Source organism: Neglectibacter sp. CSJ-5 (genome assembly GCF_032490475.1).
GTDB classification, from domain to species: domain Bacteria; phylum Bacillota; class Clostridia; order Oscillospirales; family Acutalibacteraceae; genus Hominenteromicrobium; species Hominenteromicrobium mulieris.
Window position 1 is genome coordinate 17569 of sequence record NZ_JAVYJC010000007.1, and the last position, 16699, is coordinate 34267.

The window sequence follows — 16699 nt, forward strand, 5'->3', positions numbered from 1 at the left end:
TTTAAATCTATCGCTAAAGCAGTCAAACGGCTTCGCGCCGCTTTGCCGCATTAGTTATTCTTTTTCGTCGCTTCGGAAAGCTTTTCGTCCAGCACGCGGATGAGCGCCTTGCGCACATCGTTCGTGGTGCTGTTTTTAATCTGCGCGCCTGCCATGTTGAGGTGACCGCCGCCGCCGAATTCCTCCAGCAAAATCTGCACGTTCACGTCGCCGAGGCTTCGTGCCGAAATGGCAATCTCATTGCCCACGCGGAAAATGACGAACGACGCGCGCACGCCCTGAATGGACAGCAGCTCGTCCGCCGCCTGCGCCGCCGCAATGCGCACATTCGGGAATTCCCAGTTGGAGCACGCAATGGCGCAGCCCTTGTAGACCTCCGCACCCGCCACAAGCTGAGAGCGCTCTTTATAGGTATCGAGCGAATTTGCAAACATCTTCTTCACTTCCACCGTGTCGGCGCCGCGGCGCTTTAAGTAGGCGGAAGCTTCAAATGTGCGCACGCCCGTCTTCAAAACGAAGTTTTTTGTGTCCAGCATAATGCCGGAAAGCAGTGCCGTCGCTTCTTTTTTATTGAGCGCGGAGCTGTTGATATACTGCACGAGCTCCGCCACCATTTCGGAAGCCGAGCTGGCGTACGGCTCATGGTAAAAGATGATCGCGTTTTCAATGTGCGTCACCATCATGCGGTGGTGGTCGATGACGACCACGCGCGGAATGGCCTTTAAAACTTCTTGGCTCTCCACAAACGAGGTGGAATGTGTGTCCACCACAATGAGAAGCGAGCGCTGCGTGCAGCGGTCGAGCGCCTCCTGCGGGGTGATGAACATGTTTTCATACTCCGGCTGATGCTCAAACGCGTTGATAAGCGTCGTCGCCATAGAGCGGCCCTTGTCGATCACAATGCTTGCACGGCGGTCAAGGCCTTTCGTCACGGCCGCCCACATGCCGACCGCCGCGCCCACGGCGTCAAGGTCTGAGTTCGTGTGCCCCATGATGAAAATATGGTCGCTCGATTTAATGTGGTCGGAAAGCGTCGCGGCAATAACGCGCGTGCGCACCTTGTCGCGCTTTTCAACACCCTTGGAGAGGCCGCCGAAGAACTCGTATGTACCGTCCTGCTGGTAGATGGCCACCTGGTCGCCGCCGCGGCCGAGCGCCATTTCCAGTGCCTGACGGGCATGCAGTTCGCTTTCCGTCGCCGTTACGCCCGCGCGGCCGATGCCGATGGAGATCGTGGCAGACATGTTATTCTCACCCTTCACGGCGCGCACGCTGTCCAAAACGGCAAAGCGCTTCGTTTTGGCTTCTTCAATGTGCTGGTCGTCCGTGATGAGCATATAACGCCCGTTCGTCATGCGGCGCAGAAAGCCCTCCATGGTGTCGATCGCCCAGCTGCGCAGGACGGATTCCACCTCGGACGTGATGCGGGAATCCTCACTGCCGGAGGCATCGCGCGTCAGCTCCTCGCGGTTATCAAACGAGATAACCGCAATGACCGTGCGCTTTTCGCGGTAGTCGCGCTGAATCTGCTTATAATACGTGTCGTCCACAAAGTAAAGCACACTGCCGCTTTCGGTGCGCAGGCCGTAGGCCGTAAACTCGCGGTCGCCGTAGGAAACGGAGGTTCCGTTTTCGGATAAAATCTGACGCAAAGTCTTCGGGTAAATGTACGCCGCAATGTTATCGCCGCAGCCTTCGCCGTTTTCGGTGAATAAATCCTGAAAGCGCTCGTTCGTCCAGACGATGTCGCCCGCCGAGCCCAGCACCGCAAGGGGCAGCGCAAACTGCCCGAGGTTGCGCTGTTCATCGGCGGAAAGCACCTTTCTCGCAGCTCTGAGCGCCGTGTACACATGCACGCGGTAATGCAGGTCGGTCATGATAACCGCTGCCAAACACAGGCCGGAAACCGTGATCTCCACCGCAAACAGAATCTTATTCTGCGCATAGCTAAAGCACGCCATAATGAACATGACCGCTGCCATAACATAATAAACCGGCGAGGTCGCCCAGATGCGCCGCTTGTTCATTTCCCGTCTCTCCTTCTGAGGGGAACCCCCAAGAAACTAATCTAACTTAAACTGAATTTAAACTTCCATGATGATCGGCAGGATCATCGGGCTGCGCTTTGTGCGGTTATATAACAGTCTGGAAAGGTTGTCGCGCACGCGCAGCTTAATGGCGCTCCACTCGCGCACGTTTTCGTCCGCGCACTGCTCAATCGTGCTGTTGACAAGCCGTCTCGCCTCGTCCATCAGCGCCTCGCTCTCGCGCACATACACAAATCCACGGGATACAATATCCGGACCGGAAACAACTCTGCCGGAGCCTGCCTCAATCGTGCACACCGCAATGATGAGACCGTCCTCCGCAAGGTGCTTTCTGTCGCGCAGCACAATGCTGCCGACGTCGCCCACGCCGAGGCCGTCCACCATAACCGCGCCCGCCTGTACATCGGGCAGCTGTTTCATGTAGTCTTCATTAATCTCCACCACGCTGCCGACATCGCCGATGAAAATGTTCTCCGGCGGCATGCCCATGCTGACGGCCACGCCCGCATGCTTGCGCAGGTGCTTCTGCTCGCCGTGCACCGGGATGAAGTACTTCGGCTTCGTCAGCGCCTGAATAAGCTTCAGTTCTTCCTGACACGCGTGGCCGGAAACGTGCACTTCGTACATGGATTCGTACACCACATCGCAGCCGCGCTTCAAAAGCTCGTCTACAACGGTGCCGACCATCTTTTCGTTGCCCGGAATGGGGCGCGCGGAAATGATAATCATGTCGTCCTCACCGACCGCGACCTGACGATGGTCGGCAAACGCCATGCGGGTAAGCGCAGACATCGGCTCGCCTTGACTGCCCGTTGTGATGAGCACAATCTGCTCCTTCGTATAACGGGAGATCATGTTGAGGTCGATGAGCAGACCGTCCGGCACTTTGAGATAACCGAGCTCGCTCGCAATGGACATGACGTTCACCATGCTTCTGCCGGAAAGCGCCACTTTTCTGCCGTACTTTTCCGCGCAGTTGATAATCTGCTGCACGCGGCTGATGTTCGACGCAAACGTCGCGATGATGAGTCGCTTTTTATTCGCTTCCGCGCGGGCAAAGAGTGCGTCAAACGTCGCGTTCACCTTTTGCTCCGTCTGTGTGTAGCCGGGGCGCTCTGCGTTCGTAGAGTCCGCCATAAGCAGCAAAACGCCCTCCTGACCGAGCTGCGCAAAGCGCGCAAGGTCGATCATGCCGCCCTGCGTGGGGGTGAAATCGATCTTAAAGTCGCCCGTGTGGACAATGACGCCCGCAGGGGTGTGCAGCGCAAGACCCACAGCGTCGGAAATGGAGTGGTTTACATGGATAAGCTCCACGTCGAAGCAGCCGAGCTGAATGTGCGAGCCCGCCGTTGTGACGTTCAGCTTCACATAGCCGAGGTTGTGCTCCTTGAGCTTATTCGCAATCAGCGCCACTGTCAGCGCCGTGCCATACACCGGCACATTGATCTTTTTGAGCAAATACGGCAGGGAACCGATGTGGTCCTCATGACCGTGCGTGATGACAATACCGCGGATGCGGTCCTTGTTCTTCTCAACAAATGTGAAATCCGGAATAACCGCGTCGATGCCGGGCATTTCCTCGTCCGGGAAGGCAAGGCCGCAGTCCACGATAACCATGTCGTTTTCGCACTCAAACAGCGTGAAGTTCTTGCCGATCTCATTTAAGCCGCCGAGGAAATACGCGCGCACAGAGGGCTTCTGCTTTGTGCGCCTGCCCCTGCCCTTGTTATTTTTCGTCTGCGTGCTTTTTGTTGTCTTAGCGGGTGCTTTTTCACCGTTTGGGGCCGATTTTACCGTTTTCGTCGTCTTTTTGTGTGCGTCCGTGTTTTGCGCGGTACGCGTGCGCTTCGGCTTCGTCTCTTTTGTTTCGCTCACGGTTTGCTGTGCCGCTCCTTCTTTTACCTGCGCGTTTTCCGTTCTGCGCGTTTTCTGGCGTCTCACCGGCTTTTCGATGGGGCCGGAGATCTTGCCGATGAAGCTTTCCCCTGCACCGCTGAGGGGCTGGTCCTGCTGCTTTGCAGGCGCGTCGCCGAGCGACGTTAATTTCGTCATTTTTCTGATTCTTTTTTCTGCCAAATTGACCTTCCTTTCAAATAACACAGGCGCACTGTCGCAATTCACGCAAGAATAAGGTATACAAAAGCACCAACCGATGCTCTGCGCAGTGTCGCCTTTCGGCATGAGCAGAATAAAACGCACGCAAGTCCGCGCCGCCTTCTGCTTTTCTTTCTTCTGTTTTTTCCGTTCAACACATGTAAATCAAAACACCGCAGCGTTTTTTTCATTATCCGTTACACGTACCGTTTACGTGCAAAGTGTCAGCCGTTCACGCATGCGAAAAATACCCGCACACAAAAAGATAATTCTATTTTACGCTATTCTCCCCGTGCTGTCAAGCCGCGTGCCGTTTCGCTCTGTACGGAGTTTGGGCACACCGCAGAGGTTCTATTCCCATATTCTCCCGATTTTTTGTGTTCTGTACGCCGGTTTTCAAAAAACGGCCGCCGTTTTCTTCCATTTTGTACGGAAAACTCTCGTTCGGGGTCTTTATTTCCTGCTTTTTCAGAAAAATTTTGACTTTCTGAAATTTCCCTATTGAAAAGTATACCAATTTGGTGTATATTTATCTCGCTGAGGAAAGAATATGCGTATCCCGACCGATCGACCCCAAATGCGTTTTCTGTTCCCTCACAAAAAACACTATCCGAAAGGTACTGATAAAGCTATGGAAAACAACGGCAAGAAGATCATCTATGCGGACAACGCCGCTACCACTGCCGTCTCCCCTGCGGTGCTTGAGGCTATGCTGCCGTACTACACCGAATGCTACGGCAACCCGTCAAGCCTGTATGCGCTCGGCACGGCTGCAAAAAAGCCGCTTGAGGAAGCACGTGCAAAAGTAGCAAAATGTCTCGGTGCAGAGCCGAATGAGATCTACTTCACAAGCTGCGGCAGCGAAAGTGACAACTGGGCCATTAAGGGCGCAGCGCACAAGATGCTGAAAAAGGGCAAAAACCACATCATCACAAGCAAGTTTGAGCACCACGCGGTGCTGCACACCTGCGCAGCGCTCGAAAAAGAGGGCTTTGAGGTCACGTACCTCGACGTGCATGAAAACGGCATCGTCGTCCCGGAAGAGCTCGAGGCCGCCATCACCGATAAGACCGGCCTTGTCACCATCATGTATGCCAATAACGAGATCGGCACCATCCAGCCCATCCCGGAGATTGGTGAAATCTGCAAAAAGCATGGCGTTTGGTTCCACACCGACGCCGTACAGGCTGTCGGCAATGTGCCGATCAACGTAAAAGAGCAGAACATTGACATGCTGTCCCTCAGCGGCCACAAGTTCCACGGCCCGAAGGGTGTCGGCGTGCTGTATATCAAGAAGGGCATCATCCTGCCGAACCTCATCGATGGCGGTGCACAGGAGCGCGGCCGCCGCGCCGGCACCGAAAACGTTGCAAGCATTGTCGGCCTCAGCGTTGCGCTCGAGAACGCCATCAATACGATGGACGAAAAGAACGCAAAGCTGCGCCGCATGCAGGATAAGCTCATCACGGAGCTTTCAAAGATTGACCGCAGTCATTTGAACGGCGACCGCTACCACCGTCTGCCGGGCAACGTGAACTTCTCCTTCGAAGGCGTTGAGGGCGAATCCATGCTGCTGATGCTCGACCTTAAGGGTGTCTGCGCTTCTTCCGGCAGCGCCTGCACCAGCGGTTCTCTCGACCCGAGCCATGTGCTGCTTTCCATCGGCCTTAAGCACGAGGTAGCCCACGGTTCCCTGCGTCTCAGCTTCAGCGACGTAAACGACGAGAGCGACGCCGATTACATCATCGAGGTGCTCCCGAAGATCATCGACCGTCTGCGCGCCATGAGTCCGCTGTGGGATGCGATCATCCACGGCCGCACGATCTCTTAATTTTAAAATAATCCGGTACGAATGTACGAAAGGAAATGAAACGATATGGCATACAGTGCAAAAGTAATGGAACACTTCGCCAACCCGCACAATGTTGGCGAAATCAAAGATGCAGACGGTGTCGGTGAAGTCGGCAACCCGAAGTGCGGCGACATCATGCGCATGTACATCAAGGTCGATAACGACGTCATCACGGACGTAAAGTTCATGACCTTCGGCTGCGGCGCAGCCATCGCGACAAGCAGCATGGCGACCGATCTTGTAAAAGGCAAGACGATCCCGGAAGCTCTGAAACTGACGAACAAGGCAGTCATGGAAGCGCTGGACGGTCTTCCGGCCATCAAGATTCACTGCTCCGTTCTGGCCGAGCAGGCCATTAAGGCTGCGGTCTCCGATTACTACCGCCGCCGCGGCATCGACCCCACCCCCATCGTGGGCGAGATCAAGGATGCCGACGAAGCGCACGAGCACGGCGTCTCCGAAGAAGACGAATAAGTTAAGATAACGAAATCTCCTGCCTCTTTCGGGAAGCAGGAGATTTTTTATGCTCTGTTCTTTTTATGCTTTGTTTTTCTGTTCCGGCTTTGCGCAAGAGCCGGCGCAGTGGGTGCAATCCCCGCCGCAGCCGCCGGTCTTTCCTTTTTGAATGGCCCGCACAGCCAAAAACACCGCTATGACGAGCAAAAGGAACACAAGAACCGTGCCTATGTTCAGCTTATCCATCATATAAACAGCGACCCCATGCCGTACACAAGCCCCGCCATCAGCCACGCGATGACGCACTGACCGATGACGACGCCTGCCGCCCACTTACCGCCAAGCTCGCGCTTTACGGACGCAATGGCCGCCACACACGGCGTGTACAGCAGGCAGAACACAAGCAGGCTTACGGCGGAAAGCGGTGTCAGCAGCGTTGTAAGCGCCGTGGAGGAGCCGAACAGCACCGTCAAGGTAGACACCACGCTTTCCTTTGCCATAAAGCCCGTGATGAGCGCCGTAGAGATGCGCCAGTCGCCAAAGCCGAGCGGCGCAAAAATCGGTGCAATCCACCCGGCGACGACCGCCAAAATGCTGTCTTTGGAATCGGAAACGATGTTAAAGCGCAGGTCAAACGTTTGCAGGAACCAAATGATGATGGTCGCAACAAAAATGACCGTAAAAGCGCGCTGTAAAAAGTCCTTCGCCTTTTCCCACAAAAGCTGTGCCACGTTTTTCGCGCCCGGCATGCGGTAGTTCGGCAGCTCCATCACAAACGGTACGGCCTCACCCTTAAACATCGTGCCGCGCATGAGCAAAGCCATCAAAATCCCGACCAAAATGCCGGTGAAATACAAAATGACCATCACAAGTGCACCCTTGCCCGGGAAAAACGCCGCCGCAAAAAAGCTGTAAATCGGCAGCTTTGCGGAGCAACTCATAAACGGCGTGAGCAGAATCGTCATTTTGCGGTCGCGCTCGGAAGGCAGCGTGCGGCTCGCCATCACACCCGGAACGGTGCAGCCGAAGCCGATGAGCATCGGCACCACACTGCGGCCGGAAAGTCCGATTTTGCGCAATAACTTATCCATCACAAACGCCACGCGCGCCATGTATCCGCTGTCCTCCAGCATGGAGAGGAAGAAAAACAGCGTCACAATGACCGGCAGAAAGCTCAAAACGCTGCCGACGCCGGTGAAAATACCATCGATGACAAGCGAGTGCAGCACAGGGTTCACGTTCGCTGCCGCCATGCCGCGGTCGACAATATCCGTCAGCGCGCCGATGCCCATGTCCAGTAAATTCGATAAAAACGCGCCGATGACGTTAAACGTCAGCCAGAATACAAGACCCATAATGCCGATAAACGCCGGTATTGCCGTGTATTTGCCGGTCAAAACGCGGTCTATCGCCACGCTTCTTGCGTGCTCGCGGCTTTCCTTCGGCTTTACGACCGTAGCGCCGCACACTTTTTGAATGAAGCTGAAGCGCATGTCGGCAATGGCGGCGGCGCGGTCGAGCCCGCGTTCCTTTTCCATCTGCGTGATGATGTGCTCCAGTGTCTCCTTTTCGTTCTGGTCGAGGTTCAGCCGGTCCAAAACAAGCTGATCGCCCTCGGCGAGCTTGCTCGCCGCAAAGCGTACCGGGATGCCCGCATCGTGGGCATGGTCTTCAATGAGGCTCATAATGCCGTGCAAACAGCGGTGTACCGCGCCGTTGTGGTCGTTCACATCGCAGAAGTCCTGCCGCCCCGGCGCTTCCCGGTACTTTGCCACGTGCACGGCGTGGTCGATAAGCTCCTCAATACCCTCGTTTTTCGCGGCGGAGATCGGCACCACGGGGATGCCGAGCATCTCCTCCATCTCGTTCACGCGCACAGAGCCGCCGTTTTGACGCACCTCATCCATCATATTGAGCGCCAGCACCATCGGCACATCCAGCTCCATCAGCTGCATCGTCAGGTACAAATTGCGTTCTATGTTCGTCGCGTCCACAATGTTGATGATGCCGCGCGGATGCTCATCCAAAACGAAGCGCCGCGTGACGAGCTCCTCGCTCGAGTACGGCGACATGGAGTAAATGCCCGGCAGGTCGGTGACGAGCGTGTTTTCCACGCCGCGTATCGCACCGTCTTTGCGATCTACCGTCACGCCCGGAAAGTTGCCCACGTGCTGGTTAGAGCCCGTCAGCTGATTAAACAGCGTCGTTTTGCCGCAGTTCTGATTGCCCGCAAGTGCAAAGGTCAGCGTTTCTCCGGGCGGCAGCGGCTCGCCGGTCTGCACGTGGTACTTGCCGCCCTCGCCGAGACCCGGGTGAAAAATCGGGCGCGCGTCCTGCGGCCGCATCGGCTCCGTTATCGTGTCGCGAATTTTATCGATCTCTATTTTTTCCGCATCGGCAAGGCGCAGCGTCAGCTCGTAGCCATGTATGCGCACCTCAACGGGGTCGCCCATAGGTGCGAATTTCACCATGGTGACGTCCGCCTTCGGAATGAGTCCCATATCCAGAAAATGCTGGCGCAGCGCGCCCTCGCCGCCAACGCTTGCCACCGTTGCCGTTTTGCCGATCGGCAGGTCTTTCAGTGTCATGTTCTTGCCCCTTTTCTATCCCGATTAGACGTTTTAAGTCTATTATGTTGCTCGGAATTTGTCAAGGGCATTTCTACGCAAAAGCACGCTTATATCTGCGTTTAGCCCCAAATAAAGCGTGCTTTTACACTCTGTTTCGCTGTTATTCGCCCAATTTTGCGCTATGGATCGTTGCGGTCATTTCTTTGTGCCACACACCTACGCGGAACGCTGTGAAAAGATACGCGCAAAGCACGAGCAATGTCATGATTGCGCACACAGCTACGCAGATTTTCCGGTGGTTTTTCCAAAGTTTACGCACACTATCTCCCCCTTTTCGCTCTCAGTATGGCATGGCACAAAACGAGGCGTCAAGACGGCTGTGAAACGTTTGCGCTCATACAAAGTATTGCGTCTGCGCCGCACAGTGATGTTCAGATTTTTGTGCTTCCTACTAATAGAGAAAATCCCGCAAAGGTTTACCTCTTTAGGGAAACTTCACGGGAATGTTTACAAATTGTTCACACTTGAGATGCATAGGCGCAATAGTAATGATTATTTAGTGATATATTCGACTGTGCCGAATATAAAAGATTGCTGACGCATTGTGATATTTTTCCGTTTACGCGAAGCGTATACTATCTGTTCTCTCAGAGAACGGATAGTATTGAAAAAAGAGTTTTGTCTTTTGACAAAACTCTTTTTTGGTGGGCCATCAGGGACTCGAACCTTGGACCAACCGGTTATGAGCCGGTAGCTCTAACCAACTGAGCTAATGGCCCGACTATATATCGGAACTTAAAAAGTATAGCACAAACAGCATATAATTGCAAGACCTAAATTCACCCGTGCGAAAAGAAAAAGGAGAGCCGCAAAACGACTCTCCCGTTCTTTACAGGTTTATATGACCCGAAAATTATTCCTTATTGCAGTCGCAGTTTTCGCCGCAATCGCAGGAATCGTCTTCTTCGAGGTCGAACTCCAGCGTTTCGCCGCAGTTCGGGCAATCAATGGAGCCCTCATCGAGCATTTCTTCGTTGAGCTCGATGGTATCGCCGCACTTCGGGCAGGTGACTTCGTAATAGCATTCGTCTTCGTCGTCTTCCCATGCGTCGTCATCGTAATCGTCTTCGTCCTCGTCCTCGTCGATGTCGTAGAACTCTTCTTCCAGCTCGCCGAGGTCTTCGTCGATCTCGTCTACCTGGCCGCTGAGCTCATCGTATGCGTCTTCCATTTCCTCAACGGAAAGGGAGAGGTCATCGAGCAGGTCAACAATCGCGTTGAAGAGCTTCGTCTCCTTCGCATTCGGGTCCAGATCCATGCCTTCCATCAAACCGCGGATGTATGCCGCTTTCTCGGAATTTGTCATGCTTGCACCTATCTTTCCGGCAGGCAAACGCGCTGCCTAACGTAGGGCTTTCGCCCCGGGTGTTTCGGCGTATGGAACAAGGAAAACGCTTATGCGCGCTCCATGTACTCGCCGGTTCTGGTATCGACGCGGATCATTTCGCCTTCGTTGATGAAGATCGGAACCTTGATCTCTGCGCCGGTCTCCAGCGTAGCGGGCTTCGTGACGTTCGTAGCGGTATCGCCCTTCACGCCCGGCTCGGTCTCTGTGACCTGAAGCTCAACAAAGTTCGGCGGCTCAATGCCGAAAACGTTGCCCTTGTAGGAGAGCACCTTGCAAACCATGTTTTCCTTCACAAACCGGAAGTTATCGCCGAGGACATTCGGGCTGATCGGCAGCTGCTCGTAGGTCTCGCTGTCCATGAAATAGTACAGGTCGCCGTCATTGTAGAGATACTCCATGTCCTTTCTCTCAATGAAAGCGGTCGGATACTTATCGTTCGGGTTGAACGTCTTTTCCGTCACGGCACCGGAAATCACGTTGCGGATCTTGGTGCGGACGAACGCCGCGCCCTTACCGGGCTTGACGTGCTGGAATTCAATGATCGAGTAAACGTTGCCGTCCATTTCAAAGGTGACGCCGTTTCTGAAATCGCCTGCGGTTACCATATAGATAATACCTCCAAATTTTTCTTAGGTCTATTGTATAACAGAAAGTGGCTTTTTTCAAGAAAAAACCGTTCTGTTTCTCCGTTTTTTCGGAAATTTTACAGGATGATGAGCTCCTTCGGGGAATGCGTGAGGCTGCGGCAGCCGTCATCTGTGATGAGCAGCATGTCTTCAATGCGCACGCCGCACTTGCCCGGGATGTAGATGCCCGGCTCGTCGGTGATGACCATGCCCGGCTCACAGATGGTCTCATCGGTCTTATTGAAGCGCGGCCACTCGTGAATCTCGAAGCCTACGCCGTGGCCGAGGCCGTGACCGAACGTGTTCGGGTACGGGGTCTCGATGATGTCGCGCGCGATCTTATCCACATCGCAGCAGCGCATGCCCGGGTGTGCGCCGTCGATAACGGCGAGCTGTGCTTTTAAAACCGTGTTGTAGATGGCTCTCTGCTCATCGTTTACATAGCCGAGCGCGACGGTACGGGTCATATCGGAATGATAGCCCGCGAGCATAGCGCCGGTATCCATGGTGATGAGATCGCCTTTTTTGATCTGTGTGTTGCCCGGAATGCCGTGGCACTGCGAGCCGTTTGCGCCGGTGACAACGATGGGGTTGAACGCATTGCCGTCTGCACCCTCTTTGCGCATGAAGAACTCAATCTCCAGCGCGATTTCGCGCTCCGTTACGCCTTCCTTGATATAGGGGAGGATATGCTCAAACGTAGCGTCTGTGATGGCCTGTGCGTCACAGATCCTCTTCACTTCCTCATCGCTCTTGACGATGCGCTGCTTGCGGATGGCATCGTCCAAGGTCGTATCCAAAATCGCCTTAGCGCCGCACTCTTCGGAGAGCTGCTCAAAACGCTTCGCATGACCGTAGGGCAGAGCGGCGTATTCCATGTACACCTCGGTGATGCCGTGCTTTTTCAGAAGCGTCTTATAGGTTTCGTTAAGCGAGGTGAACTCCACAACCTCCACATTTTGCGCCTTGGCGCGTGCGGCCTCGGTGTAACGGAAATCGAGGAGATAATAAGCCTGCTCGGAAGTGAGCAGCAGTGCGCCGTCTGTGGATGGGAACGCCGTGAGGTAATAGAGGTTCGTTTCGGAAACGATCAGCGCCGCTTTTTTGCTATCGCCGCCGATGACAGAATTGGTAAGACGTTCGATCGGATTGCTCATTGATAATTCCCCTTTCTAATGTGTACCCAAAGGTGCCCTTTATGCTTTGCTTTTTACCGTTTCTTCCCCGGCCGTGAGCCGCGTATAGTGCGGGCGCAAAAAGCCTTCCAGACTGCGCTTGAAGCGCACCGTGGCGGAAGGATCCGGCGACAGGGGGTCAAGTAAAACCGACCGCATTCCGCAAAGGTTTGCGCCGAGGATATCGGTGAAGATCTGGTCGCCCACGACAAGGCATTCCCTGCGGGGCGTGCCGGCCATTTTCTTTGCGCGCAGGTAGCCGACCGGAAACGGCTTGCACGCGAAAGAAACGAACGGCAGATTGAACTGCGCGGCAAAGGGCGCCACACGTTTTTTGTAATTGTTGGAAACAACGATCAGCTTGACGCCGCTTGCCGTTACGCTTTGTGCCCACGCCCGCACGCCGGGAAACGGCGTCTGCGAGCCGTGCGGCGACATGGTATTATCCACATCGAGCACGATCATGTGCACATTGAGCGCTTTTAAAAGCTCGGGCGTAAGCTCCGTCACGCAGTGGAGCGTGCCGGTCGGTTTAAATACCGCCATAGCTTCGGTCTTTGCCTCCTGTGTTGCTCGGGAAAAACCCGTTTACACAAAAAAGCGGGCAAAAAGCCCGCTTCTTCACGTTTGATTATTTGTACTTGCGCTTGCGAGCTGCTTCGGACTTCTTCTTGCGCTTAACGGAAGGCTTTTCGTAAGCCTCTCTCTTGCGAACTTCCTGAATAACGCCCGCTCTTGCGCACTGCTTCTTAAAGCGTCTGAGTGCGCTCTCCAAAGATTCGTTGTCTTTGATTCTGATTTCAGCCATCTATATCCCTCCCATCCGCCATCAGGCAGGGGTTTGTATTTGTTACTTAGCACGAAATAACACAAATAATTATAGTGGCAGGGGGCAAAAAAGTCAAGGCTTTTTTCCCGAAAAATAGAAGAAATCCGTTTCTCTTTGCAAAAAAATCCGTTTAGGGCCGTTTATTTGCCTTTTAAAGCGGTGCTGCACGAGTTTTTGGGGCTTCTCTTCCCCTGCTTTGCGATTTTTATGATTAGGCGGAAAACGCAGCGCGGCTTTGCGGCTTTGTCATAGGTTTTTTCTTGTTTTTGCTTTTCGACAATCTGCAAAAGTGCTGATAGGAAAATTTTTCAACTGAATTTTGCCCAAAACATTGACAAGCGCGAGCGTTATATTATATAATACCTCCATAAAACCCTGCGTAAATTCCTACTAAAGCGAGGTTACGGATTTATATGAAAAAGACGGCGCTTACAAAAAGCGAAAGCGAAGTCATGTATCTTTTGTGGCACACGGACCGTGCGCTTTCCGCGGCAGAAATGGTCGCGCTTTCCCCACAGAAGACCTGGAAAGACAGCTACATTCACCTGATGGTGAACTCTCTTTTAAAAAAAGGGATGATCATCCCGGCCGGCTTTGTGAAGACGTTTCGCAATTATGCGCGCACCTTTGCACCGTGCATGACAGAGGAGGAGTATGCCCAGTTACAGCTGCGCGACACGACGATTCAGGATCCCGCGCTCGTGGCGCCGTTCCTCTCTGCAATGATCGACACGGCGGATGACCCGGCTTCGATGATTGACGAGCTCATTGCAATGCTGCAAAAGAAGCGTGAAAAATTGGCCGCGAAAAAACAAACATGACGGACAAAACGGAAGGCAGAGCACATCATCGCTCTGCCTTCTGTTTTGTAATGATATAGCAAGCTTCACTTGCATTGTCCGAAGGGCAATATCACCCGCCGCAGGCGAATACAATTTATAATTGGTCTTTGCCTACAGGGGTGCAGAAGAGCTTTTCAAATTCCTCGCGGGTCTCGGAATAGGCCAGTGCCCACATCATTTTGGCGATGACGGCTTCCGTTGTCATGTTGGAAGCTTCGAGCACGCGGTATTTTTCCTTGATGATATGGCCCACGCGGTAGACGGAAAGGTTGCTGCCCTCGTGCGGAACCTGTGTGGTGATGACGACGCGCACACCGTTTTCCATTAACGCAGCAATCTTTTCCTCAAACGCGTTGTCGCCGTAGTACGGGATGCCGCCGACGCCGAAGCTTTCGATGACAACGCCGCGGCAGTGCGCGGTGATGTAATCGAACACGGACGGGTCCATGCCCGGGATGACGCGGATAGAGAGAATCTCCGGTACTAATTTATCGTAGAACACCGCGCCGGGGCACTCCGGGCGCTCATCAATATAGCACAGGAGCTTTTTATCGTAGAACACGCCGATGTCCGGGAAATCAATGCTGGAAAAGGCGTCAAAGCTCTTTGTATGCGTTTTTCTGGCGCGGGTGCCTGCAATGACGTGCCCGTTAAAAACGACGTGTGTGCCGCACGCACGGGCATCTGTGGCGTATACAAACGCTTCAAACAAATTGCGCCGCGCGTCGCCGTCCGGCACCTCGATGGATTTCTGCGCACCCGTTAAAACAACGGGCTTTTCGTTTTTCTGGATGAGATACGAGAGCGTGGCCGCCGCGTAGGACAACGTATCCGTGCCGTGGGCGATGACAAAGCCGTCGTACTTTGCATAGTTATCGCGGATGATCTCCGCCACGTGGATCCACTGCTTCCAACACATGTTAGTACTGTCTAAGCTATACGGCTGCACGGTATCCACCGCGCACAGGTTTTTCACCTGCGGTACGGCATTTAAAAGTTCCTCCGATGTAATCGCCGGCGTGAGGCCGTTTTCCGTTTTCGCCGAAGCGATGGTTCCGCCGGTCGCAATGAACAGAATTTTTTTCATTCTGTATTTTCCCCTATTCTTCGTGAAATTGCGGAAATATCATACCACATTTTCCTGCATAAATGCAAGCCGCAGAACCGACAAAAAGAGACGAGCCGCAGCCCGCCTCTTTGCTTTTGCGAAATTATTTGAGTGAGATGTTGGACGCAAGGGATAAAAGCGCGTCGCCCGTCAGGCGGTACGTTGTCCACTCCTCCATGCGCACGGCGCCGAGGGAATCATAGAACTTGCGGCTTGGGGTGTTCCAATCGAGGCACGCCCACTCCAGTCTGCCGCAGCCGCGCTGCAAAGTGAGCCGCGCAAGGCGCTTTAACAGCAGCTTGCCGTAGCCCTTGCCGCGATATTCCGGCAGCACGAAAAGATCCTCAAGATAAATGCCCGCGCGGCCAAGCCACGTGGAGAAATTGTGGAAGAAAAGCGCAAAGCCCACGGGCTTTTCGTCCTCCGAAACAAGGAAAACCTCTGCTTTTTTCTTTTGGAAGACCCACTCTTTTAAAAGCTCCGGCGTTACAATGACCTGATCTTCCATATTTTCATACGCGGCGAGCGCATGGATAAACTCTAAAATGACCGGAATGTCTGCTTCGGTTGCAAAGCGAATGTTGGCTGCCATGGTTTCCTCCTTATTCTTTCGGCTTTCTGTTGCGGACAATGAGCATGAAGCGGTGCTGCACGCTTGGGATATAACCTTGCTTTTCACACAGCGCGTCGAGCGCATCGAGCTGCGGCAGGCAGCTTTCTACTGTGAAATTGCCGAACTCCCACGGCAGAACCTTTGCGTACCACACGAGTGCGCCGACATCCAAATAGCGGTCGGTTAAATAGGCCTGGTCGCAGAAATTCACCGTAAAGCCGGCGTTTTTGAAGCGCAGCAGCTCGTTTTCGAGGTTAAAGCTCGGTATGGCGGTTTTGTTATTGCCGAGCAAAGTGCGCAGGCGCAAGTCGTTGCTGCCGCCTACCTGCTGCGTGATAAAATATCCGCCGGGCTTTAGGACACGGCGCACTTCGTTTACGTCATAAAAATCGTGACGATTTAAAACGAGGTCAAAACTGTTATCCGCAAACGGCAGAGGTTTGTCCTCTTCGGTTTTGCGCACGGTGATGCCGAGCGGCGCTAACTTTTTTTCGCACAGTTCAAAATTCGGCTGCCAGCTTTCCGTGACGCTTGTCTGCGAAAACGGGTGGCGCAGGGACAAAAGGAACTCTCCGCCGCCCGTACCCATATCCAAAATGACGGACTGCGGCTTTAAAAAATCGAGCACTTTTTGCTTATAATGCCACGGCAGCGGGGCTTCCACTACACGCCCGCGGATGTGCGAAAAATCCCAGCCGTGCATTTCGGCGCTTTGTTCTTCCTGCGCCCAAAGTGCGTGTTTTTCAGTTTGTGTCATGTATTGTGGTCCACCTTGTGGAAAGTTTTGAGGTTACCCGTTTTGCCGTGACGACGGTTAAGCTCCGCGCGCACATCGTCAAGCGGGATGTTCTCGTTCACCATCATGACGGTGAGGTGATAGAGCAGGTCGCTGATTTCGCCCACGGTGTCCTCTTTTTTGCCGTTTTTCGCGGCGATGATGACTTCGCTGCACTCTTCGCCGCACTTTTTGAGGATTTTATCCAGTCCCTGTTCAAACAGGTAGCAGGTGTAAGACCCCTCCTGCTTTTCGCCCTTGCGCTCCAAAACGGTATCATAAAGCTGCTGCAAAATGTCCATA

The 16699-nt window shown here is 53.9% G+C and carries 16 protein-coding genes and 1 tRNA gene; 3 read left to right on the plus strand and 14 right to left on the minus strand.

Annotation, left to right across the window (positions count from 1 at the left end; genetic code table 11):
- Positions 1–50: 50 nt before the first annotated feature.
- Positions 51–2027 carry a DHH family phosphoesterase gene (locus tag R2K26_RS12755; RefSeq protein ID WP_316522134.1) on the minus strand — a complete coding sequence of 659 codons (1977 nt, stop codon included), beginning with the start codon at positions 2025–2027 and terminating at the stop codon, positions 51–53.
- Positions 2028–2084: 57 nt separating this feature from the next.
- On the minus strand, positions 2085–4124 hold the full coding sequence (locus R2K26_RS12760; protein ID WP_396897253.1) for a ribonuclease J: 2040 nt from the start codon (positions 4122–4124) through the stop codon (positions 2085–2087).
- A gap of 649 nt (positions 4125–4773) precedes the next feature.
- Here R2K26_RS12760 and nifS point away from each other — a divergent pair.
- Complete coding sequence (nifS, locus tag R2K26_RS12765; RefSeq protein WP_316522138.1) at positions 4774–5973, plus strand: cysteine desulfurase NifS; 1200 nt, start codon at positions 4774–4776, stop codon at positions 5971–5973.
- A 45-nt stretch (positions 5974–6018) separates the two neighbouring features.
- Positions 6019–6468 carry a Fe-S cluster assembly scaffold protein NifU gene (gene nifU, locus R2K26_RS12770; protein ID WP_316522141.1) on the plus strand — a complete coding sequence of 150 codons (450 nt, stop codon included), beginning with the start codon at positions 6019–6021 and terminating at the stop codon, positions 6466–6468.
- Between the two features lie 63 nt (positions 6469–6531).
- Here the strand turns inward: nifU and R2K26_RS12775 are convergent, their stop codons facing one another.
- The 8 genes from R2K26_RS12775 to rpsU form a co-directional block, all read right to left on the minus strand.
- Positions 6532–6699: a FeoB-associated Cys-rich membrane protein gene (locus tag R2K26_RS12775; RefSeq protein WP_316522143.1), complete on the minus strand. Its 168-nt coding sequence runs from the start codon at positions 6697–6699 to the stop codon at positions 6532–6534.
- Entirely contained in the window at positions 6696–9038 is a 2343-nt protein-coding gene (feoB, locus tag R2K26_RS12780; RefSeq protein ID WP_316522146.1) for a ferrous iron transport protein B, read from the minus strand. The genes R2K26_RS12775 and feoB overlap by 4 nt, the downstream gene beginning before the upstream one ends.
- A gap of 684 nt (positions 9039–9722) precedes the next feature.
- A tRNA-Ile gene (locus tag R2K26_RS12785) sits at positions 9723–9799 on the minus strand.
- A gap of 134 nt (positions 9800–9933) precedes the next feature.
- On the minus strand, positions 9934–10386 hold the full coding sequence (locus tag R2K26_RS12790) for a CD1247 N-terminal domain-containing protein (RefSeq protein ID WP_316522150.1): 453 nt from the start codon (positions 10384–10386) through the stop codon (positions 9934–9936).
- An 89-nt stretch (positions 10387–10475) separates the two neighbouring features.
- Positions 10476–11033 carry an elongation factor P gene (gene efp / locus R2K26_RS12795; RefSeq protein WP_176821432.1) on the minus strand — a complete coding sequence of 186 codons (558 nt, stop codon included), beginning with the start codon at positions 11031–11033 and terminating at the stop codon, positions 10476–10478.
- 98 nt (positions 11034–11131) lie between these two features.
- Positions 11132–12211, minus strand: coding sequence for an aminopeptidase P family protein (locus tag R2K26_RS12800; protein WP_316522159.1), 1080 nt, complete (start codon positions 12209–12211; stop codon positions 11132–11134).
- A gap of 39 nt (positions 12212–12250) precedes the next feature.
- On the minus strand, positions 12251–12775 hold the full coding sequence (locus R2K26_RS12805) for a YqeG family HAD IIIA-type phosphatase (RefSeq protein ID WP_176821430.1): 525 nt from the start codon (positions 12773–12775) through the stop codon (positions 12251–12253).
- 85 nt (positions 12776–12860) lie between these two features.
- Positions 12861–13037: a 30S ribosomal protein S21 gene (gene rpsU / locus R2K26_RS12810; RefSeq protein WP_176821429.1), complete on the minus strand. Its 177-nt coding sequence runs from the start codon at positions 13035–13037 to the stop codon at positions 12861–12863.
- 434 nt (positions 13038–13471) lie between these two features.
- Between rpsU and R2K26_RS12815 the strand changes: the two genes are divergently transcribed.
- Positions 13472–13879, plus strand: coding sequence for a BlaI/MecI/CopY family transcriptional regulator (locus tag R2K26_RS12815; protein WP_316522164.1), 408 nt, complete (start codon positions 13472–13474; stop codon positions 13877–13879).
- A gap of 115 nt (positions 13880–13994) precedes the next feature.
- On the opposite strand, the gene R2K26_RS12820 is transcribed toward R2K26_RS12815, so the two are convergent.
- From R2K26_RS12820 to hisE, 4 genes are all read right to left on the minus strand, one after another.
- A complete protein-coding gene (locus R2K26_RS12820; RefSeq protein WP_316522168.1) occupies positions 13995–14987 on the minus strand; it encodes an asparaginase in 993 nt (330 codons plus the stop codon).
- Between the two features lie 124 nt (positions 14988–15111).
- On the minus strand, positions 15112–15600 hold the full coding sequence (locus R2K26_RS12825; protein ID WP_176821426.1) for a GNAT family N-acetyltransferase: 489 nt from the start codon (positions 15598–15600) through the stop codon (positions 15112–15114).
- A 10-nt stretch (positions 15601–15610) separates the two neighbouring features.
- Positions 15611–16378, minus strand: a complete 768-nt coding sequence (locus R2K26_RS12830) for a methyltransferase domain-containing protein (RefSeq protein ID WP_316522172.1) — start codon at positions 16376–16378, stop codon at positions 15611–15613.
- A complete protein-coding gene (hisE, locus tag R2K26_RS12835) occupies positions 16375–16698 on the minus strand; it encodes a phosphoribosyl-ATP diphosphatase (RefSeq protein WP_176821424.1) in 324 nt (107 codons plus the stop codon). Before hisE ends, R2K26_RS12830 begins: the two co-directional genes overlap by 4 nt.
- Position 16699: the final 1 nt, after the last annotated feature.